At 38.4% G+C, this 23,463-nt stretch carries 12 protein-coding genes; all 12 read right to left on the bottom strand.

Going from position 1 to position 23,463, the window contains the following annotated elements; all coding sequences use genetic code 11:
* Nucleotides 1–21 precede the first annotated feature (21 nt).
* Nucleotides 22–1,809, bottom strand: a complete 1,788-nt coding sequence (locus tag B045_RS0103320; protein ID WP_018462854.1) for a RagB/SusD family nutrient uptake outer membrane protein — start codon at nt 1,807–1,809, stop codon at nt 22–24.
* Nucleotides 1,810–1,822: 13 nt separating this feature from the next.
* Nucleotides 1,823–4,654: a SusC/RagA family TonB-linked outer membrane protein gene (locus tag B045_RS0103315; RefSeq protein ID WP_018462853.1), complete on the bottom strand. Its 2,832-nt coding sequence runs from the start codon at nt 4,652–4,654 to the stop codon at nt 1,823–1,825.
* 37 nt (nt 4,655–4,691) lie between these two features.
* Nucleotides 4,692–6,602 (bottom strand): RagB/SusD family nutrient uptake outer membrane protein, encoded by a 1,911-nt coding sequence (locus B045_RS0103310; RefSeq protein WP_202900281.1) that lies wholly within the window; start codon nt 6,600–6,602, stop codon nt 4,692–4,694.
* Nucleotides 6,603–6,604: 2 nt separating this feature from the next.
* Nucleotides 6,605–9,721, bottom strand: coding sequence for a SusC/RagA family TonB-linked outer membrane protein (locus B045_RS0103305; RefSeq protein WP_026234318.1), 3,117 nt, complete (start codon nt 9,719–9,721; stop codon nt 6,605–6,607).
* A 217-nt stretch (nt 9,722–9,938) separates the two neighbouring features.
* Nucleotides 9,939–12,509, bottom strand: a complete 2,571-nt coding sequence (gene xyl3A / locus B045_RS0103300; protein WP_025882800.1) for a xylan 1,4-beta-xylosidase — start codon at nt 12,507–12,509, stop codon at nt 9,939–9,941.
* 25 nt (nt 12,510–12,534) lie between these two features.
* On the bottom strand, nt 12,535–13,989 hold the full coding sequence (locus tag B045_RS0103295; RefSeq protein WP_018462849.1) for a family 43 glycosylhydrolase: 1,455 nt from the start codon (nt 13,987–13,989) through the stop codon (nt 12,535–12,537).
* Nucleotides 13,990–14,005: 16 nt separating this feature from the next.
* Nucleotides 14,006–15,916, bottom strand: a complete 1,911-nt coding sequence (locus tag B045_RS14210) for a glycosyl hydrolase family 8 (RefSeq protein WP_018462848.1) — start codon at nt 15,914–15,916, stop codon at nt 14,006–14,008.
* 102 nt (nt 15,917–16,018) lie between these two features.
* A complete protein-coding gene (locus B045_RS0103285; RefSeq protein WP_018462847.1) occupies nt 16,019–16,744 on the bottom strand; it encodes a hypothetical protein in 726 nt (241 codons plus the stop codon).
* Nucleotides 16,725–17,540, bottom strand: coding sequence for a metallophosphoesterase family protein (locus B045_RS0103280; RefSeq protein ID WP_018462846.1), 816 nt, complete (start codon nt 17,538–17,540; stop codon nt 16,725–16,727). Before B045_RS0103280 ends, B045_RS0103285 begins: the two co-directional genes overlap by 20 nt.
* Nucleotides 17,541–17,711: 171 nt before the next feature.
* On the bottom strand, nt 17,712–19,346 hold the full coding sequence (locus B045_RS0103275) for a RagB/SusD family nutrient uptake outer membrane protein (RefSeq protein ID WP_018462845.1): 1,635 nt from the start codon (nt 19,344–19,346) through the stop codon (nt 17,712–17,714).
* Nucleotides 19,347–19,384: 38 nt separating this feature from the next.
* The gene (locus B045_RS0103270) at nt 19,385–22,459 is read right to left on the bottom strand and encodes a SusC/RagA family TonB-linked outer membrane protein (RefSeq protein WP_018462844.1); all 3,075 of its coding nucleotides are present in this window, start codon (nt 22,457–22,459) and stop codon (nt 19,385–19,387) included.
* A gap of 230 nt (nt 22,460–22,689) precedes the next feature.
* Nucleotides 22,690–23,016 carry a heavy metal-binding domain-containing protein gene (locus tag B045_RS0103265; protein ID WP_018462843.1) on the bottom strand — a complete coding sequence of 109 codons (327 nt, stop codon included), beginning with the start codon at nt 23,014–23,016 and terminating at the stop codon, nt 22,690–22,692.
* Nucleotides 23,017–23,463 lie beyond the last annotated feature (447 nt).

The raw sequence follows: 23,463 nt of genomic DNA, 5'->3' as shown, positions 1-23,463 counted from the left end.
TAATAGCATTTTTATAATTGATTATTTTAATTCCCATCCCTTGTTCTGTTGAAGCTGATCGAACTTTAGAACCTCTGAGTATGGGATTGGACCATAGTTCATGTAATCCTTATAGTCGCGAGTTTCAACATCCACATAAGAATAAGTTTTCTTTGCGGAATTAATACTCATGCCCGTTGCTTTTTCTGTAAGAGGAGCATTCCAACGACGCAAATCCCAGAAACGGAAACCTTCGAAAGAAAGTTCAATGCGACGCTCGTTACGAATCAACTGACGCATTTTATCCTTATCTGTTTTTATTGATTCAAGATAATCATTACCAACACCAGCGCGATTATGAAGAGCAACTATGATATCATAAGCAGAATATCCGTGACCGCCATTTCCTGTTGGTCCCCAAGCCTCATTTGCAGCCTCAGCATAGTTAAGAAAAATTTCTGTAAAACGTATTCTCGGAGTATAGTGCATCTGCTTTGATGTAGCAGTTGGATCCAAGTTTACATCCTGACGCAGCAATTTACGAAGATAGTAACCAGTACGTGTACTGCTACCACTAAAGTGGTTGATACCATCTTTGTTTGGTTTCGTATTATCCTTTGAATCTGTTGCATCTGTAGCAGTGTTGATTGGAGTTTGGTTTACACCAACCTGTCCACCATTCAATACAACATAAGCAGCAAGTCTAGGATCACGATTTGCATAAGGAATTGTATCCTTATATATAGTTGACACATTGATAGGATAACCGTTCTTATCAGGGAATGCATCAACGAAATTCTGTGTAGGATTTATTAAGCCTTTACCATAAAGAGATGGAGGAAAGTTATCGGTTTCCCAATCATTATTAGAGCTTTTTTCACCACGCCATAACACTTCTTTTGGACATACTCCATTAGCAAGACCATCTATTTCATTGGTATTTCCATACCAAGTCCAACCGTTCTTATCCATGCCACTTACACCACCGATACGGTCTAGCACCTGTGCTGAATAGTTCGCAGCATCTTCCCATTTAGCCCCTGAAGCCTGAAATGCAGGACTAGCTGCAAGAAGGGCAGCCTTTGAACGGAATGCCTCAACAATAGCACCATTCATTCTACCATTGAATATAGAACCGAACACACGGTTGTACTGGCCTGTTGACGCACCCTTATACTTTGTTGGTATCTGTGCATCAGAAGATATATCTGCGTAATTTGTAGGAAGTAGTTCCAATGCTTTCTGACAATCGTCATAAATAGCCTTCATACATTCAGCAAATGTATTACGAGGAACATTAAATTCTGAATTTACATCCTCAGCTGTATTTACGATTGGCACACCAAGCAAGTTACCCTGTGCGTCAAATCCGCCATGAGCCTGAAGCAAATAATACATGAACATAGCACGCATGCCATAAGCCTCACCCATTTCTCTATCTTTGAACATTCCGGCAGCGACCTCGTCATCAGCCCAATGTACCTTGTCAGCCTTACTCAAGAAAAGGTTGACATAAGTTATACCAGCACGACAATCACGCCAACGTTCTGTAGGGTTGTTGTCAGAAGTCCAACTGCCAGCAGTGATTTTACGATAATTATTTGTAGGATCATTGCTTACGGCATCATCAGTACCCACTTCACTGAAAGGGAATGAACCGCATGGAATACGTGTATAAGCATTACCAAGCACACCTTCTGCGTATCCGGCATTATTATACATATAATCCAAACCAAGATTGTTCTCAATAGCTGGTTTGAAAAGGTCATCACACGAGGTGAAAGCCAGAGCTACAACCGCCAAAGTCAATATATTTAAAATCTTTTTCATGATTTTCAAGTCTTTAGAAATTAACCTTTAAGCCAAGATTGTAACTGCGACATTGTGGTGCAGAACCAACATTTGTCTCCATGTACTTACGTTCTTTGGCAATAGTGAGTAAGTCGCTACCATATACATATATGGAGAGACTATGAACAAATGAACCTTTGAAGAGACTAGATGGCAAATCATAAGTAATCTGAACCTTATTTAAGCGAACAGCATCTGTCTTGTATGTCCAGAAGTCTGAAGTTACGAAGTTTAGATCACCACCCTGAGTTGTCAGACGAGGATATGTTGCTGTAGCGGCAGTCCCTGGAGTCCAGCGACCAAGTACTACGTCAGAGTATTTACTTGCACCATATACCCATTCATAAGAATTATTCTTAACAGCAGAGGCACCGAAGTTTCCTGTAACACCCATAAAGAGAGTGAATCTCTTGTAATTAGCTGTAAAGTTAAAACCAAGGTTGAAATCAGGCGTCCAATGACCAAGTATCACCTGATCCTTACCATCGATAACACCATCACCATTCTGATCCTTGTATTTCAAATCACCAGGCTGTGCATTGTTGTTGATTACAGCAACACCAGGTGCATAACCAGTAATTTTTCCAGAAGCATCTCTTACAACATCTTTTTCTGTCATGAAGCCTAAGCACTGATAACCACGAAGTGCATCAATGCGAGCACCTTCACTCTTCAACCAGTCATAAGCAACATTCTCGCTGTATTTAGTGTTTTTACAAGAATATACCATACCTGTAACACCTGCCTGCAAGTCTAATTCTCCAAATTTCTTATGAGCATTCACCGTAAAGTCTAAACCACTACGACTCTGATTGTTATAGTTCATATAAGCTAAGAAAGAAGATACTGGCCAATATGTTTTGAAATAGCTAGGGAATGTTGCCTCTGGAGTTGTAATCAAACCAGTTGTCTTAACATCAAAGTAGTTGGCATTCAATGTAATAAGTCCATTCCACAAATTTGCATCAAGACCTAAACGGAATTCCTTGCGCTTGATAAAAGTAAGATCTTTATTGCCACCACGCTGAGAATCTGAAGTTTGTAATGAGTTTGCACTCTCACTCCATCCCCACCATGTACCGGTAGCTGTGAACAAATTATCATACATGTAATACTTTTCAATATCCAAGTCTTCGTTTATAATACCATAAGAAGCATTAAACTTCAAATCTGTCAACCAGCTTTTTGTTCCTTGCATGAATTTTTCATTAGACAAGCGCCAAGCCAATGACATTACCGGAGAAACAGCATCTCTATGTCCTGGAGCAAGTTTGGCTGAATGAATAGCAGCCGTTGACAAGTCTGCATAATAAGTCTTGTTATAATTATAATTAAGATCAAGACCTAGATTAACATTACTTACACGATGGTATTCACCTGAAAGACTCTGCTGGTATCCATTTCCCAATAATGTTGCGTTAACATTATTTTTACCGAATGAACGAGCATAATCAAATTGTCCCTGGACAAGAATTGTCTGCTTGTAAACTGTACCATCAGCTGTTGGATAACCACTTCGCTTATCTGTACCATACTTGGTAATGTTACTAATACCATTAAATCTGTTTTGATCCCAACTAACCTCATAAGTTGAATAATCGTTAGATAATGTGGTATTATAAGATGTAGAATAGTCTACAGCAAACTTAGTTTTGAATGTAAGTCCTTGAAGAACTTGATTCAAATTAAAGTTAACACCCATATCAAACTGCATCTGACGACTAGTAGCCTTAGTCCAACCAGCAACATACATAGCTGCAAATGGGTTAGTCTGCATAGACTGCGTACCACCTAGAAGATACTTTCCATCAACAATATAGTTTGAATTACTAATCATCTTCTGCAAAGTAGCATTATCAGGAGATACAAAATCAACAGGAACGAACGGTATCAAAGGGTTCTGACTTGTTGGAGTAATTTTTGCTGATTGAGCCCAATAGTCAGAGCGGTCACTGCGAGCATCGTAAAATGTAGCATTTGCATTGATATAACCGGTAATCCAGTCGTTCAAACGAAGGTCAATATTACCACGTATATTCAATCGTGTAGTACCGTTTTTCTTGCCCTCACCGAAATTCATCAAATCATTGGTATGCATCAAACCGATGTTAGCATAGAAATGTGCGAATTTACCACCGCCAGAAAACTCTGCAGTACCATCATAACGCTGATAAGTTTTTGACAGATAATCATTAGAGAAGAAGTTAAGGCTTGGATAACGATAAGGATTGTCACCAAGTGAATAACTATAGATGTCATTATTGCTATATACAGCAGACTTTCCGTCATTAGCGAGAGCCTCATTATAGAGACTCATATAGTCAGAAGAGCCTAAATACTTAGGGTAACTCTTTGGAACATAAAGAGAAGCATTACCACGGACACTAATCTTAAGTCCCTCATTACGTCCACGCTTAGTAGTGATAAGAATTGCGCCCTTTGCTGCACGACTACCATATAGAACAACAGCACTAGCAGACTTTAAGAAAGTTATCTGTTCTATTTCTGTTGGCAACACATTATTAGCATCACGAGGTACACCATCGACAATTACCAAAGCATCACCCATATTCCATAGCTGACCATTGAAACCACCCACGTAAGTCCCCATGTTGTCAAGACTGTATGTAGTATAATTTTTATGAGTGAGCTCAACCATGTTTACAGATGAGACACCACCCATCAAGTCGCTTTTGTCAACAGTGCGGAAAGCGACGTTCACCTTATTGGCGAGGGAGTCGTTATAATCCACATTGTCTTGTGCCCATGCTGCCATTGGCAACAGTGCCATTCCAAGTGCGACTGTCTTATATATATGTTTCATAACTCTTATATTCAATATGTAAGTTTTAAAAATCTAATTACCAACCAGGATTCTGGTCGAATCCAACATAAAGTTCAGTATCAGCTTTCTTCAATGGCAACCAATAATGCTTTGCAGAGAAGTCACGCTTCAAGATCAGTGATTCTTTGAATCCACTCACTACATCCTGTTTTGGATCAGTAGGATTAATATTACCAACACGCTGGAATTCTTGTGAAGTCTTTATATTATAAGGATATTTGTCAAGAAGCAACCAACGACGAAGGTCGTTAAAACGATGTCCTTCAAAAGCTAGTTCAACAGCACGTTCACGACGAACCTCATCCATAAACTTATGTGGATCAGATACATAATTAGCATTTACATCACCGGCTCCGGCACGTTCGCGAATCTTATTAACAGCCTGCAAAGCTGTCATTGAGGATGTTGCACTGCCATTGGCATTACCTGTGGCTGCGACAACAGACTCGGCATACATCAAATAAACATCAGAAAGACGCATCCATGGAAGATGAATATTAATCTGTGGAGACCATCCATAACCATCATCCCACTTATTACACTCATTGGTAATAAACTTATAGTTGAAATAACCCGTACGACTTCCACGAGTTTCGTTACGGAACAAGCCACCAGTCTGTAAATCTGCATAACGCCATTTGGTATTATCATCAGCACCGGTTGTTTCCTTCTTTACTAAACGACATCCATCGTAACGAATATCATTATAGAAACGTGGATCACGGTCCTTCCAAGGATGATTTGGGTCAAATCCAGACTGTGGATCACTAAGAGGTAAACCGTTAGCCATACCATAATAGTTTACATAGTTGGCTGTAGGTAGGAATATGATACCACCATCATTAATGTCACTACCACCATAAGCCTTAGCCTGCCCCCAAGCAGAAGAACCCCAACCACTACCATATACAGGACCACGGAATATAGCCTCAGTAATAGTGTTGTCTTTAGTCTGACCAGGCATCTTTCCATTTTCTCCTGAAGTAACGAAGTTTTCAGAATACTGAGCCCAAGGAAGCAAGCCAAATTGAGTATCGTTACCAGCAAGAGTCTGGAACAATTCACCGAATGCATCAGCTGCTTTCTTTGCATAGTCAGCATCATAATCATACGTACCTGCACTAGTGCCTTTTGCCATCAATGGACTTGCTGCCCACAAATAATTCTTGCCAAGATAACCAAGAGCGGCAATCTTTGTAAGACGCAACTGGTTTTTACCCTTTGTCTGAGCACCGACTGTTGTCTTATCCCAATCAATAGGAAGAAGGTCAGCTGCCTTGCGGAAATCTTCAGCTGCCAAGTCTGCACATTCTTTATATGTCATACGTGGCAATGTTAATGTCTGGTCTGAAGGCAAAACCTCTTTTATATAAGGTAGACCACCAAAATACTGCATCAGTTCGAAATGGAACCATGCACGGAAGAAATAAAGTTGACCTGCGATAAGATTTTTTTCTTCATCTGTTCCTGAGAACTTATCAAGATTAGCAAGTCCCATATTAGCCTTGCGGATGCCATACCAGCAACCAGGATAAAGGCTATGACCAAAACGGTCTGAACCAGGATTAAAGTCACTAGCTTTCTGGCGATCCATCCAGCCAGCTGACCAACCATCAAATTCTCTCTGCCATCCCCAGAAATCACCTTGATCAACCTTGTATCCAAAGTGGAAGGTTGTACCAACATTGATTATTTCGTCCTCACCCCAGTTCCAAGAGTTAGTCCAGTAACCACCATTAAAATCAGGAATGCAATTATAGAGTTCTTCCGTGAATCCCTGAAAATTATGGAAATCCTTAAAGGCATCTGTACTCGAGATGTCTGAATCTGGAGATTTGTCCAGATAGTCAGTACACGAAACAAATCCCATTGAAAGGGTCAATGTACTAAAAAGTATAATTTTATTAAAGAATTTCATTGTTATCATTTTTAAAGGTTGATTTTAAGACCCAGGTTAAAACGCTTAACTGTTGGATAAGCTCCCTGAGAGGCAAGACCTGTACCTGCGAAGTTAGACTCACGATCATCAGGCATTCTTGACCAAACCCAAAGGTTATTACCGTTTAAGAATACACGAATACTACTAACACCTAGGCGCTTAACCCAAGATCCAGTAAATGTATATGATATTTCAGCATTCTTCAAACGGATGAACGAACCATCATAGTGGAAACGTGTTCCCTCATAGTAACTAGGTGTTGAATTGATACGTGGCATTGGAGCATCAGCATCAGTGGTATATTTTGACCAAAGTGTACCTTCATCAAACACAGTATCAAGTGTCTTACCTAAAGAATTGAAAGCAACATAACGGTTTACATTAGAAACACCATAGAACTGAACATAAAAGCTCCAGCCTTTCCAGTCTGCACCAATAGATGCACTATATGTATTTTCTGGAGTACCTGTGTATCCGTAAGGTGCACTATCATTTGCATCAATAACGCCATCACCATTATAATCTATAACAGTATAACTACCTGGCAACTTCTGATTTTCATTGGTATTGAATTCTGTCATACCGTAAACTTGATCCCATGTATTAGCAAAGCCTGTTGTTAAATTTGCATGGTCTTGTCCAATTGCATAACCAGCTTGTTTCTGATATGTAGGTTTCAAAGCTGGATCGTCCTTGAAGACAATTTTGTTTACTGCATGTGTCATATTGAAGTTCCCCCACATGTGAACTCCGCTTATAGTCTTGTTTAATCTCAATTCAAGCTCATAACCATTACTTTTTGTCTTACCAAGATTGGCTGTAGGAGCCTTAGCTCCGAAATATGTAGGGATGGAACGATCTCCACCATCAACAAGGATATCATGACGATTTTCGTTGAAGAATTCCAAGCTACCAGCAATCAAACCACCCAAGAAGCTATAGTCAATACCTAAGTTCTGCTTTGTTGCAACTTCCCAGTGAATGGAAGGGTTACCAATTTTGCTTTCTTTATACCATGTATAAGGACTGTTATCTGTATAAAGGCCATTAACAATGTTTCCACCATAAGCCCATTGTGTAGCATATAACCAACGGTCATTTACCCAGTCGTTTCCTACTTCACCATAGCTATAACGGATTTTCAACATATCTACATATTTCTTAATTGGCTTAAACCAGTTTTCCTCACTTACGAGCCAACCAGCTGCACCAGAATTAAAGAATGCAAATCTATTATCTTTACTAAATTTTTCAGAACCATTATAGCAACCATTATATTCAACGAAGTAGCGACCTGCATAATTATATGTGGCACGGAAAGCCCAGTCCTCACGATAGTTAGTGAACTCACTTCCATAAGCACTCTCATTACGGTTAAATACACCCATGGCAGTTACATCATGTTTACCAAACTTACCACCCCAGAATAACTGTCCCTGATAAAATAGGTTACGTGTACCAACACTTGCTGTTCCCTTATCTACAGACCATAAGATACCCTCATTAAAATCAAATCCAGTTTTGTTATCTCCTTTTTGAGAATAAGTTACTTCACCTGTATCTGGATTTATCCATTTAAACTGAGCTCCGTGATTCTGGTCATTAATACCACGATTATTCTCCGTAAAAGAATTATCCCAAGATATTGTTGCATTTGCTTTTAAACCTTTCAAAATAAAGCCCAAATCCTGTTCTAGTGTAAAATCGGTATTAATTCTAGTATTTGTTGTTTTACAAACACCAGCAAGAGCCAAGTTTGTTATAGAATTAGGTGCACCTTGTGTATCATTAGGATAATATCCCCATGTTCCATCGCTGTAACGAGGAATAAAAGCATCACTAGGCGCAGAATAAGCAGCTTGCCACAATTGGGTTTCAGCCCAAGAATTTGAAGCCACACCATAAGGGCCTTGCTTTACACCGTTACTACCAAATAGATTTACTTTAAATTTTGTTGTTTTTGTAAGTTGGAAATCTAAATTAGAACGGACATTGATACGGTTAAAACCATAACCAGCCTGATAGCCACGGTTATTATCCCACTTGCGATAAAGGTCACCCTCATGCAAGAAATCCAAAGAAGCGAAGTACTTGACAAATGCAGTACCACCACTTAGATTAATATTAGGATTGTAAGAAATAGCCGATTTATTAAAGAGTTCATCTGTCCAATCTACATTAGGATATCTTTCAGCTTCTTCAAGATTTGCCGGATTACGATATTTTTCAATCGTAGACATTGGCAGCATTTTTGACCAAGAATCAGGATTAAGTCCAAGTTCATTCTCGGCAGCCTGATTACGTACTGTTAATGCATCAGCACTATTCATTTTATTTGGCAATTTAGAAACCACCTTTGCAGTCATCTGCATACCGATTTCAATTTTTGCCTTACCCTCTTCACCACGTTTTGTAGTAATAAGGATAACACCATTAGCACCACGCACACCATATACGGCAGTAGCACTGGCATCTTTCAACACAGAGATATTTTGTACTGAAGCAATATCAATTGAGCCCATAGGGCGCTCGATACCATCTACCAATACAAGAGGATCACTGTTGTTCCAAGTATTCACACCACGAATCAGGATTTTTGGATCCTCATCACCTGGCATACCAGAACTTGACATAGTGATTACACCGGGAAGATTACCCGTCAATGCTTCACCAAGGCTGGAAATACCACCCGTGCGTGACAACACTTTGGCATCGGCCTGAGTAATAGAACCCACAACGCTGGCCTTCTTTTGCTGACCATAACCGATAATCACGGTTTCCTGCAATGTGTGGTCGTCGTCTTTTAAGACAACCTTTACAACTCTACCTTCTGCGACAACTACTTCCTGCGACACCATACCAACATAAGAAACCAACAATGTTGCTTTCTTAACCGAAGTGTTCAACACAAAATTACCGTCAAAATCGGTAACTGTAGCCACAGAAGTTTTTCCCTTCATTACGACAGTGGCACCAATCAACGGTTCACCTTGCGAGTCGATTACGTTTCCTCTCAATGTGCCCTGAGCCAATGACGGGGTTGCCGACATTGACATAAACACAACAACAAGAGAAACGATTTGAAAAAGTCTGAGTACTTGTTTCATCTTTTAATTATTAGGTTTAGATTTTTTAATTCGCGACTGCAAATATATTTAATACATATTAAATAAATATCATAAATTGTAACGAGCATTTTATTTTATGTAACATATACGCTAAAATAGCCTAAAAACTAATGTTTTTGAAACATTCTGGAAATAAAAACGTGCCGAACTGAATACTTTCAGCCGGCACGACAACCATTACAAATATGAATTTTTACTAAAACATAATCGTTTCTTTTTGCAAATCTTTATCCTGCGAACTACTTCCGTACATGATTTCAAAGTTACCATGACGTGTCCGAATCGTATTAGTTGACTCATCAAAGAATTCAAATGATTTCTTATTGAGACATATTTTTGCAACTTGTTTCTGACCAGCTTTCAAGTTTACACGACAGAATCCACGCAACGACTTTATCGGTCCATTTTCATCTTGCATATCATGAATGTAAACTTGCAATATTTCAGTTCCGTCTTTAGCACCTACATTTTCAACTGGTATCTTCATCAATATTGAATCGCCTTCATTTTCTAATTCTGCTTTACCAATATTAAACTTGGTATAACTTTCACCATAACCAAATGCAAACAATGGATCGCTGAAATAACGATATGTACGACCTTTCATGCTGTAATCTTCAAAATCAGGAAGTTGCTTCGTACTCTTATAAAATGTAACAGGCAATTTACCTGATGGATTATAATCTCCAAAAAGCACATCAGCAACAGCAGTTCCACCTTCCTGTCCAGCATACCATGCCTGAACGATAGCATCGCAGTTCTTAGTCTCTGGTTCGAGAGCTATTGCCGAACCTGAACAGTTTACATAGACCACCGTCTTACCTGCATTATGCAAAGCCTGAAGGAAATTACGTTGTACACTTGGAAGTTCTATATTAGTACGGTCACCACCCTTAAAGCCATCTATATTCACTGGCATCTCCTCACCTTCAAGAGCTGGAGAAATACCACCGACAAACACAACCTTATTAATACCTTTCAACTTTGCTATGATTGCATCGTAATCAATGGTACTTTCAGTGCCTATGTTTATTTTCATATTTGCACCCCAAGTCTTCACAAACTTATACTTAATTTCTATATTATAATTCTTTCCTGCCTCAACATTTATCGGAGTGCGTGTAGCAGTAGTGCGCCAAGTGTGATGTTTCTGCATTTGCTTTCCATTGACAAGCACCTCAAAATCACCACAACCCTCAACATTTACTACAACTTCACCAGTTTTTTGTGGGTGCAAAGTTGTTTCGTATTTTGCAGAAAAATCTTCTATCTTCACGTTAGGTGCAAAATTATGCATTCCAGCAGTTGTTACAGCCACCATATTATTATAATATTGTGTAGAAACTGGACTACCGCTCATTTCAGTGTTATTCCAGAATGTTCCTCGAAGTCCACGTTTTCCATTAACTGAACATTGTGCAAAAAGCGGATTAACAATCTTGTTGTCTGTAAGATCACATCCTTTAATATAGACAATATCCTTTTGTTTTGCTTTTATTCCGTCGAGGATGTTAACAGTATGGTTTGGTGTTCCATTGTAATTACCCCACATCATTGGAGTATTTGCGGCATTAGGTCCGATAACAGCTATTTTTTCAGCGCCTTTCTTTAAAGGAAGAACATTATCCTTATTCTGCAACAATACTATTGTCTGACGTGCCATCTCAAGAGCTGTCTGTCTATGTTCCTTGCAATCCATTACAGAGTAAGGTATTTTTGACCATTCAACAAGACTAGGATCATCCATTTCACCCAATTCAAAACGTCCCTCAAGAAGTCTCATTACATGTTTATCAACCTCTGCTTCAGATATTAATCCACGTTTCACAGCATCTGGGATACTTTTATATGTATAATTAAATCCACATTCCACATCAGTACCAGCCAATGCAGCTTTCGCTGTAGCATGGACTGCATCTGAAGCAGTTTTGTGGCTTTCATATATATCAGTAACAGCACCACAATCTGAAACCACAAGATATTTAAAGCCCCATTCGTCACGTAATATCTGTTGCAACAAACGATTGTTACCACAACATGGCTCATCATCCAATCGTTGATACGCACACATAACCTCGCGCACCTTAGCATCTTCTACAAGAGTCTTGAATGCAGGAAGGTATGTCTCCCAAAGATCACGTGGACTAACATCATTAAGGTTTGCCGTATGACGTGTGTATTCTGGTCCGCTATGCACTGCATAATGCTTAGCGCAAGCCCACAACTTACGATACTTAGATGATTCAGGTCCTTGAAGTCCATTTACTACTGCCGTACCCATAACTGAAGTAAGATACGGATCCTCACCATATGTTTCCTGCCCACGCCCCCAGCGAGGATCACGGAATATATTTACGTTTGGAGTCCATACAGAAAGACTATGAAATTTCTCATCTTCACCGCCATTCAGCATTCTATGATTATACTGTGCACGCATTTCATCGCTTGCAGCGGTAAACACATTATAAAGCAATTGATTATTAAATGAAGCTGCCATTCCTATAGGTTCTGGAAATACAGTAACATTGCTCATATTAGCAGCACCATGCAAAGCCTCGCTCCACCAAAAGAATTTCTTTATTCCCAAACGTGGAATTGCTGGTGATTCATCAAGCATCAACAGGGCCTTCTCGTCTAATGTAAGACGACCTAGAAGATCTTTTGCTCTTTCTGTCGCACTAAATTTCGGATTTTGGTAAGGCAATTGTTGCGCTGTCATTGATAGCGACACAAACAACGTCAACGCCATTGTCAATATTTTCTTCATATATTAATTATTATTGTGTTATAGCCTATTTGAAATTCCATTTTGAATTATCCGTATTGAAATCATAAAGAGCTAAAGTTGGCGTACTGTCTCCTGCAGAATAAAGCACATAATGCGTATTTGGTTCAGCCTTTCCTGGTATCACCCTTGGCATTATCCTGTAAGTTCCATCCGTGAGTTGCTCTATACGCCATTGCTGTTCTAGTTTACCTGTAAACTCAGGAACTGTTGAGACCTCTGCATTAGCTGTTGCCGTGAGGGCACGATTCGTGCCCTTTATTGTAATCTTATAATATGGCCCACCCAGATATCCTCCAGCTTCAGGGATTGCTGTTATAGTCCAAAGTTGATTTGGTCGGCACATATAGTCATTAGTGCGTACGCTTATATCACCTTTCTGCCATGTTCCAATCACATCAGCCAACTGTTGATTAGGCAATGACTCTATCGGATCATTAGGATTTATGTGCCAAAACGCTTGTTGCTTCTGAGGTATCCTCACAAAGTCAACAGAAAGTTCCAAAGCATAGCCACGACGTTCTGATATGATTGCATAGTCGCCTTCCTTAAAACTATCCCCAGCTACAGGCCATCCGTTTTTCCACAACAACGGCCTTATTGCCAACACACTACGACCACTACGATTGAAATCAGCTTCATAATGGCATGACATGACTTCCACCCCATTATCAATGATTTCTCGTCCGAAATGTCCAGGACCTACAGCACGGTTATTGGCTGATATAACCATTCTGCCACCGCCCTCAAACATCGTTCGACCTACATTATCTATATATGGACCGAGAATGTTTTGCGAGCGCCCTACAACTATATTATATGTAGAATTAACTCCATCACAGCATGTTCCATGTGTTCCCAAAAGATAATACCAACCGTCACGATATATTAAATCTGTAGCTTCACAGTCTATTGCGATATCTACAGGTTTGTTTCCTGGTATTCTATCACCTGTTTTAGGATCAAGTTCTACGATGCGTATATTACCGAAATACGTACCATAAGACATCCATAACTTACCGCTTGTTGGGTCAAGTAACAATCCTGGGTCTATTGCATCATTATCCTCATAACCGTCTGACGAAGCAACTTCTATAGGTTCTGTGAACTTAAAGTCTGGTGATTTTGGATCTAAGGACTTATTCCACATCGTAAAGATATGGGCATTGTGTCCACCATTAAGTCCTCCACCAGAATTTCCATAAGCAATAAGGTATCTGTCACCAATCTTTATTGCATCAGGGGCGGCACCTCCGCCTGGTCTCACAGCTCCACTTTTCCAGTTCCAACCGTCATCAGATATCAATCCTCCTCCACCAGTACCAAATGTAAAATACTTGCCATTACATTCCATTATAGTTGATGGGTCATGAATATAAGGTTGACCAATTTGCGCATTTGCTGACTGAGATAAAGTCAGCATTGCCGAAAGTGCGATGAATATATTATGAAAAGATGTCATTGTTTCTGATTTTAGATTACATATTATTTATAGTATAGTTCTTTATAGGTTTGCCGCTTTCATCTACAAAGCGGGCACAAAAATTACTCATTCCCGGACCATTTATAACTACTCCGCGAAGAATGTTCCTACCTTTATGCAATGTAAGCCTTTGCGACACACAATCATCTTTAACCATTCTGCGGTCGCCAGAAAGCAATAGTGTTTCATTACCATTCAGCCACCACATAGATGCAGAATTGGAACCAACAGCAAGTCTAGCGTTCGGAATATCTTCCTTGCAGTCGATTATCGTAACCGCCCAAAACAAGACACCGTAAGTTTGCTTTCCAAGTCCAGAAGCCAACCTAAAGAGTTTCACATTATATTGCTTACTGTCCATAGAATGCCATGTCAATTTATTACTACCGATTTTAACAACGCTACCATCCTTTGGAACATAAGTCTGTTGATTTTTGAAATACTCATGATAAAAGGCATCACGAAGATAACTGTCTGTAAAGCCAGCATTACTTACATTAGGTTTATCAATAGGTTCCAGCAGAGTCCATCTTCTTATAAAACCATTATCATCAGGAGCAGCATCTCTTGTTTTACATTTTGAGAAATATGTTTCAAGCTGCGGTTCTTTACCATCATGCAAAGGAGGAATTATTCTATAATTACCACTTAGTTGCATAAAAGCAAATAGTCTTAGCAATCCATCATAATATGCATCAAAATATCCATCAGGTGATGGTTCGTGCTTAGCGTTCCATAATGCGTTAACAAATTCTCTACTTATATCATGACCGCACATCAATGATGCAGTAGCAGTTGTAGCAAGAAGTCCTATTGAATGACGTAAAGCTTTTGGATAATCACCCGCAGCAAGTATTTCTTTCTCATTCGGCAATGTTCCATCTACGTTGTATTGATCAACAAAAGTATTAATTCCTTTTGAATAAAAGAAGTTTTGAATCTTCTCTCCGTATTCCCTCTGCCATTTCATATCAGTGCATGACCATTGATAATCTAGTGCAATATTTGCAGGCACACGCCATGAATCATATCTGAATGTATTCATGACATAATCTCTTATTTTTATTGGTGTTCCATCATAGTTGCTTATGTCTGGATTCAAGGCTGTGGTACTATTTACAACCTTATGAAGATATTCTCTTGACGAAGCTGCAGCTTTCTGCCAGAAGTCTGTTCTTCCATCATAAGCCCAACGACTCCAAACATCATAAAACGCAGGGATATGATACGATGGATCCGTAAATCTACTACCAAATTTATCTGGAGTAAAAGTAATAAGATTTGTTTGCTTATCTATCAGCGGCATTATATCATTCTCGCCGTTCTTCAAGAAAGAACAGTTTATTATCTTCTGCGCTTCTTTTCTGTAATTTATGCCAGTATCATTGCCCCATCTGTTGGCAGCAAATATAAGAGATGTTATATAATATAGCTCACCATCAGACGCCGAACCTTCGGAATTTCTTGTTCCATCAGTTTTACAACTCCAACCAAAATATCCTCCACGTGGTCCATTCTGATGTTGCATATATTTCTTGCTCCATCGCCATATTTTGTCAAAGATATCTTTTCTATCAAACTGCACAGCAATCATCATTCCATAAGACATACCTTCTGTGCGAACATCATGATTTTTTATATCCGAGATGTATGCCATACTGTCTCCGACCTCAAAATACACTTTGTGCGGACCATAAAAAACTTCTTTGAATACTTCATTTAGTTTGTTATCAACCTGTTTCTTGCTATATCCCATTTCAACAAACAGATTTCTATAATTGTTTGTTTGAAATGCGCCTTTAGTCCAGGGCACTAAATGAGTTTGCGTGTCTGGTGTTGCAGCATTTGCACCAAGCACCGGACACGCTATGATAATTGATAATAAGATGTGTTTTACATTCTTCATGGGTATATAATGTATAAATCATTTAACGTTGCAAAAATAATAAATAATTCATACACATACCATAATATTTGTATCAGAAACTTTGCATAATGTTACATAACATTATAATAACTGAAATTTCAACCCTAAGGATAAACCCAGAATATCCTTTAGTTTTACATCATCGTCTGTAAACATAGAACGTATATAAAGATCACAAGTACTTATCTCATAAAATGCGGTAATACTTTTCACAAACATACGTCGATTATTTGGGATAACTTTTGTAACACGTTGACCCCAAAACACATTAACTCTGAACTTAGTCGATAAAGCATTATAATACTTATCAGGATAGCGCTGTGGTTGACTGCGCCAGAACTCATGACCATAAACAGTGTTTATATACAAACCCGTCTCAAATGGTTCAAAAGCCCATCCTTTACCTAAATATATACTCCAAGGAATATAATTTTCTTTGAGCGTCATCGTGAGCTTTCCACGGGTGCTATCGTATTTGGGTATATACCCCCAAAGTAAATGAGTTTCCCATTGGCGATGTTTGCCATATTCCCATCCAAAACCAATAGAAAAAATCCCCATATTACCGGCATTCTGAACCACAACCTGAGTTGGTATAAGAGCTGCCCAATACTTTCTGAAATAATGAGCTCTGCGATCATAAGAACTTTCGCACGTGTTTTCCTTATACACATTCGGTTTATCACTTGAACCAAAATAAGATAATGAGTCTTTCAAGCTTAAACTATCTATCTCTGCAGTAAACTCACCTGCAAAAGAATGTATTGAGATAAATAGCAGTATAGCACTAAAAATTAACGACTTCATATTTATATCCTTCCTTAGTTATTGTGAATATATCATATTTACGATGCTGTGCACAGTCAACACCATACCACATAAGTTTGTCATTAAACAACTCATCTGCCTGAGTCGCATGTTCGTGTCCCGAAACACAAAACATTATTCCTGGGAATAAATGCACAAAGTAATTAAACGCCTTACTAACATTGTTGTTAAACTGCTCACTGCCTGGACGAGCATGCATCACTATCACTGTACGGTCAAAATCTGCCGAGTCCGATTTCAGCTCATTCTCCATAAAATCAAAATTAGGTACAGAAGCAAGATAATCATATTCTGTAGCATTCGTATTAAGACATACGAATTTTACCCTTCCAGCAATAAAACTAAAATCATTATCACCGAACATGACATGATAAGCTTGATCCCCAGTTCCAAGGAAATCATGATTACCAATCAATGCTACATGAAGAACATTAAGCTTGTTAAATATACTCCGAGCCCATTCGTATTCCTTTGTCGTACCAGTGTCTGTAATATCACCGCAATGAATCACAAAATCAATATCACTTCGTCTGTTAATATCAGCGACCTCATCCTTAAAATCTGAATACCAACCATGAGTATCACTGATAAAGGCTATCTTCAAGGTATCCTTATCCTTGCAAAGACTTTCTATTTTGCTTATATTAGTAGCATTAATATGAGTTTCACCCTTAATATTCACATCGTAGGGATGAACATCAAAAACGTCATCGCATGAAATAAGCATAAGTGTTGTGAACAAGCACAACAATTTAGTAATTCTATCTTTTATCATAATCTGTGGAAATCTTTTCACTGGCAAAGGTACATAAAAAACTATTTTCAAAGAAATAGTTTTCAATTTTTTAAATAAAAGATACAAAAAAGGTTACCATCTGCTCACACAGATGGCAACCAAAACTCTAACAAATTACCAAAACATTTTATCTAAAAAATCATATAACAACTAATTAGCCTCATTTCCTTTTAAATTCGGATTATTATTCAATTCTTCTTGAGGGAAAGGAAGATACATTTTGTTTTCATTCCATCCAAGTTTCTTAAGAGGCTCTAAATATTTAGGATCCTTCATACCCCAGCGCATAAGATCAAAATAGCGATAATACTCACCCATAAGTTCTACACAACGCTCATGCTCAATCACATTCATTACATTATCCATCTTAAATCCATTGATTGTTGGAGCAGCGTTCAACAAATCATCGACATTAGGTATTGTCCCTGGTGACTTTGAATACCATAGCTTTGACTGCTCTGAAGGAACAATATTGTTTGCTCTATTTCGTACCTGCTGAATCCAATATTTTGCACCAGTATTATCGTTTACATCTATACCATCATGTCCTGTAAAGTGCAAACATTCAGCATACATAAGTAATATATCAGAATAACGCATAAGTGGATCATTGAAATCATCATCTGTATCGGAAATCATCTTATCCGGACAAGCCTTGCGTGTACCATAAAGATCCTTGTCAGAAGAACACTTAGCATTCATGTCATCGAAAGTAATAGTGTTGCCTTTCATATCTGTAAAGTCTGCACCACCAGGACACCACAACGTCATATAACGTCTTGGGTCTCCATTCTCAAATTCATTATACGCCATTGGAGTAGGAGCAAGATTCCACCAACAACCTCCAGTCCCATCTGGAAGTCCAATATTTAACCACCGCCATGAATCACTAAGGTCACCTCCCATCCAACTATTACCATTATGCATCTGTACTTCAAACACACTCTCCACACCATTTTCAGTTGTAGGATTGTTAGTAAAGTTATCCTTAAAATTGGCATTCAACTTATACTCGCCACTTTCTATAACCTTTTTGAGAGCAGCAATAGCTGTATCATAATCTACACTCTTACCTTTTTCTATAAGCGGGCGCCACAGGCAAGCCTTGGCAAGAAATCCAAGTGCAGCCCCCTGAGTCGCACGTCCAATATTTGAAGCATCTGCATATAGTTTACTTCGTACAGGCAATAATTCTGCAGCCTTTTTGAAATCGTTTATTATCTGTGGATACACTGTTCCATTAGCAGCATTAGCAGGATAATAGTCTGCATTTGTTGCTATGGCATGATCATAAAGAGGAATAGTCTCTCCATACAATGACGCTAGATTCAGATAATACAAACCGCGAAGAAAATAAGCTTGTCCAAGCATTGTATTCAGAGTTTCTTTATCATTGTCGTTTACCGCAAATTTATTCATTTTATCAATAGCAAGATTTGCGGCCATTATACCATTAAACCAGTCTTGCCAAGGCCCCATAGCGGCCGCATCACTTGCGGGTGTGTTGTATGTATCCTGATACATATTTGACCATTTGTAAGTACGCTGGTAGTCATCACCAGGAGCAAGAAGCGTGAATAGTGTCGTAAAACAATATCCTCCCTGATTTCTTCCAATAAGAGCTTGATAAGCTGGTATTAGCGACTTCTGAAGCTGCGATATCTTTTGATAATAAGTATTGGTTGAAACTTCCGACGGGTTATTAAGGTCCATATCGGGTTTACAACTTGACACAGTTGCCAGCAAACATCCAGCAGCCATATATTTAATTATATTGTGTTTCATATGTATTCTATTTTAATATTTGTAATATAGTCTACTATTTAGAATGTAAGCTGCACTCCAATATAAAACTCTTTACTGTTAGGGAATGTTGGATCCCAAGATGTAAGTCCATCTATACCACGAGTAAGATTTGTACCACTTGTGTTTTGGTCACCTACCTCTGGATCATAGCCTTTATAGTCTGTAATGGTAAACAGATTCTTTGCACCGACATAGAATCTCATATTCTCAAGATATACCTTATCACACCAACGTTGTGGCATTGTATATCCTAGTACGATCGATTTAAGTCTCAAGTATGATCCATCTTCTACATAACGGTCACTCTGACGCATATTCTGGTTCGGGTCTCCATATACAGCACGTGGCATACTAGTATCGGTATTCTTTGGATAGAATGTAGTCTTGCCGTTAAGTGGATTAACAAAAGTAACATCCTCAGCACGGAAACGGTCCTTTACACTTGTAAAACATGCGTAATTATGATACATTCCTTCGCCATAGCTACGTGTATTATTATAGATATCGTTTCCTTGTGAGCCATTCCATACCATAGAGAAATCAAATGTACCAAATGATGAACGATACTGAGCCTCAGCTGTAATACCATAAGAGAAGTTTGGAATAGGATTGCCGATAAAGTCCATATCGGCAGAGCCGATTGTTCCGTCACCGTTAAGATCAAGGAACTTAATATCACCAGCTTTTGCATTCGGCTGTAAACGCTCTCCCTTTTGGTTTACATAAGCTGCAGCTTCTGCGTCTGTTTTGAACAACCCAGCAGTCTTATATCCCCAGAACTGTCCTATAGAATTTCCGACTTTAGTACAAGTAATCCCAGAAGCAGCAAATATTTCATTATTTGATCCAAGGTTTATAACCTTATTTTTTACAGTAGAAAAGTTCGCAGAAATACTATAATCGAATTTATTTCCTATATGGTCACGCCATGTAGCTATTAATTCAAGTCCTTTATTCTCTATGCTTCCAGCATTCATTGTAGGGAACACGCTCAAATATCCAGCAGAACGTGCTATCGGTACATTTACAAGCATATCATTAGTTCTATTTCTATAATAATCAGCGGTAATTGTCAATCTATTGTGAAGCATCGTTAGGTCAAAACCAAAGTCTGTCGATGTTGAAGCTTCCCATTTCACATCAGGATTACTTGGTGTCATTGGAAGAGCACCAGTATTTTCAACATCATTAAGGTAATAACGTACGGTATTGAAAGAAACCGTAGACTGATATTGATAAGGAGATATATTAGAGTTACCCAGTTTACCCCAACTTGCACGTAATTTCAGGTCATCAAGCCATGTTAGGCTCTTCATAAATTTTTCCTGGCTTATGCGCCATGCTCCAGAGAAGGAAGGGAAGTCTCCATAACGATTTTTCTTGGCGAAATTTGAACTACCGTCACGACGGAAGTTTGCTGTAACCATATACTTTCCAGAATAATCGTACATCAATCTAGCAAGATAAGAATACATTGCAGAGTGTGATTCTGAGCTACCTACTTCCTTTGAGGAAGCATTCTGAGTAGCACCAAGAATAAGGACCTCTGAACTCGGCATATCACGGGCACTTGCATTAAATCCATATCCCTTTGTTTCCTCAGATGTGATACCAGCCATCACATTTATATGATGCAAGTTAAATGTCTTATCGAATGTCAATGTATGCTCATAAAGGAAACGGTTACTTCTATTATTACTCATAGAATATGTATCAGGTGTATTCTTTTGATAATCACCCACAACATAGTCTGCATCATAAGACCGGCCGTTGTTACGATACAGGTCTGCTCCCATATTGAATTTGTATACCAATCCCTTTATAGGCTCTGCTGTAATCCAAGCATTGCCAGTCATCGTATTTGTCTCATTACGGTTCCAAGTATTATCAGCAGTAGCTCTTGGGTTTTCCATATCAGTTCCAAGCGATGCACCGGCATAACCAGTAGATGATGTAGGGTCATAAATTGGACAAGCAGTGCTCCATTTTATAGCTATCAGTTTAAGCATATCTGTACTGTGATTCAAATTACGCCCCACAGTAAGAGTCTCGCCAAAGCCAAAGATGCCTTTTTTAAAGTCTGAGACAACATTCAGTGACATATTTTCAGAACCTTCTTTTATATATAAAGAGTTGTCATTTCCATATATACCAGTAATGCGGAAGTTCGCATCCTTTGAGCCACCGCTGATACTTACATTATGCTTCTGATATGAGGCTGTATGCGTAATAGCTTTAAACATATTATATCCTTTACCTATAGATTCAGGATCTGAGAGCCCTGCCATATAGTCCTTACGTGAAGGATTCTGATTATACATCTCCTCGTTTATTAGTTCAGCAAGATCCTTACCTGAAAGAAGATCTATCTCATGAGTAAAACCTTTCCATCCCAGATATCCATTATAGTCTATCTTCACTTCTCCAGCCTGTCCACGCTTAGTCGTTATTACAATAACACCATTTGCACCACGAGCACCATATATAGCACATGAGGCAGCATCCTTAAGTATCTGAATTGAAGCAATATTATTTTCATCAGGAACAGCGCCTCCAATCATTCCATCTACAACATAAAGCGGATCAGTATTGTTAATAGAACCTACGCCACGAATGTGTATACGACCGTTTGTTACCTGAACTCCAGGAACTGAGCTTTGCAGTCCAGCAGAAAGTCCACCAGGAACTTTCGTAATTTCCTTTGCATCAAGAATTGAGATTGATGAACTTAAATCAGCTTTTTTCTGAGTTCCATAACCAATGACTACTACATCGCTAATGGATTTTGTATCATCAGCAAGACTCACCAAAATGTTTTTTCTGCCAGATACATTTATTTGTTGTGTAACAAACCCGACATACGAAATTGTAAGTCTTGCATTTGCAGGAGCATTAATAGAGAACTGCCCCGATATGTCAGTAACAGTTCCATTACTAGTTCCCACTTCTCTTACTGAGGCACCGATAACAGGTTCTCCATCCGCATCAGTAACAGTGCCTTTCAAAACATTTTGCGCTAGCATTCCTACAGGAAACAGGCATAACATAAAAAGTAACATTAATGTTTTTCTAATTCTAAAATCGTTTTTCATGTTTTTCAAAATTTACGTTTTTAATAGAATCCCTATGGCAAAAGTATACAAAACGCGACAACCTTATTTTCGTAAATATTACAAAAACTTTCGCTGACATAACAAAAACGATAAAAAGGACGAAAAAAGCATTATATATTGCTATCTTCGACAAACAAGTAGTTTATTTGGCTAATTTAGAAAGTTTCATCTTTAATCTAGAAACAAAAGTTCACTGAATTCAGTGAACCTTATATTCCCTCTATGCGTACGGCTGTTCCACAAGCAGTCACCATAAGCATGCTGCCATTTGAACCTACAGTTTCATAATCAAGGTCGATACCGACAATAGCGTTTGCTCCAATAGCCTCAGCACGTTCACTCATTTCTTTCATTGCAGCATCTTTTGCCTCACGAAGCACCTTTTCATAAGATGAGGCACGTCCACCTACGATATCACGTATTCCTGCAAACAAATCACGGAATAAATTTGCGCCAATAATTGTTTCGCCTGTTACCACACCATAATAGTTGGTAATGTGTTTACCTTCTAGTGAAGGAGTTGTTGATAGTATCATATTATTTAATTCTATATTTGTTTGCAAATGTAACAATTAAATTTGATAAAACAAAATATATACATATTTCACGCTTGTGATACAATTAAAATGTTATTTATTGCAAGAAATGCAAAGATTATAGCAAAATAGTATCAGTGTTATTGACCATATATTCATAACTTTGTATCCGAAATAGTCAATTATTATTGTCTAGGAATAAAATATAAGATATATGGTATATGGTCTAGTAAAATTAGACAAGTTTTTCATGATAGATTAATTTTTTAAATAAAGACAGGTTAATCCGTGAGGAATGACCTGTTTTTTTTGTACTACATCACAAGCAATTGATTGAATAGTATAATATTACAGACATCAATATCAATTTGCGAGTATACAGCAACAGTTCTCTGCCATTTAATCTTTGATATCTTTAACACGATTTTTATCTTGCCTTTCTGTTAT

This window comes from Segatella paludivivens DSM 17968 = JCM 13650 (genome assembly GCF_000373185.1).
GTDB classification, from domain to species: domain Bacteria; phylum Bacteroidota; class Bacteroidia; order Bacteroidales; family Bacteroidaceae; genus Prevotella; species Prevotella paludivivens.
Note: the sequence above shows the minus strand (reverse complement) of the source record. Positions and strands in the feature narration are given on the sequence as shown.

Bases quoted from the DNA above. Each gene is read 5' to 3' on its own strand.
- B045_RS0103320 (WP_018462854.1), bottom strand. From the start codon at position 1,809: ATGAAAAAGATTTTAAATATATTGACTTTGGCGGTTGTAGCTCTGGCT.
- B045_RS0103315 (WP_018462853.1), bottom strand. From the start codon at position 4,654: ATGAAACATATATATAAGACAGTCGCACTTGGAATGGCACTGTTGCCA.
- B045_RS0103285 (WP_018462847.1), bottom strand. From the start codon at position 16,744: ATGAAGTCGTTAATTTTTAGTGCTATACTGCTATTTATCTCAATACAT.
- xyl3A (WP_025882800.1), bottom strand. From the start codon at position 12,509: ATGAAGAAAATATTGACAATGGCGTTGACGTTGTTTGTGTCGCTATCA.
- B045_RS0103305 (WP_026234318.1), bottom strand. From the start codon at position 9,721: ATGAAACAAGTACTCAGACTTTTTCAAATCGTTTCTCTTGTTGTTGTG.
- B045_RS0103310 (WP_202900281.1), bottom strand. From the start codon at position 6,602: ATGATAACAATGAAATTCTTTAATAAAATTATACTTTTTAGTACATTG.
- B045_RS0103270 (WP_018462844.1), bottom strand. From the start codon at position 22,459: ATGAAAAACGATTTTAGAATTAGAAAAACATTAATGTTACTTTTTATG.
- B045_RS0103295 (WP_018462849.1), bottom strand. From the start codon at position 13,989: ATGACATCTTTTCATAATATATTCATCGCACTTTCGGCAATGCTGACT.
- B045_RS0103275 (WP_018462845.1), bottom strand. From the start codon at position 19,346: ATGAAACACAATATAATTAAATATATGGCTGCTGGATGTTTGCTGGCA.
- B045_RS0103265 (WP_018462843.1), bottom strand. From the start codon at position 23,016: ATGATACTATCAACAACTCCTTCACTAGAAGGTAAACACATTACCAAC.
- B045_RS14210 (WP_018462848.1), bottom strand. From the start codon at position 15,916: ATGAAGAATGTAAAACACATCTTATTATCAATTATCATAGCGTGTCCG.
- B045_RS0103280 (WP_018462846.1), bottom strand. From the start codon at position 17,540: ATGATAAAAGATAGAATTACTAAATTGTTGTGCTTGTTCACAACACTT.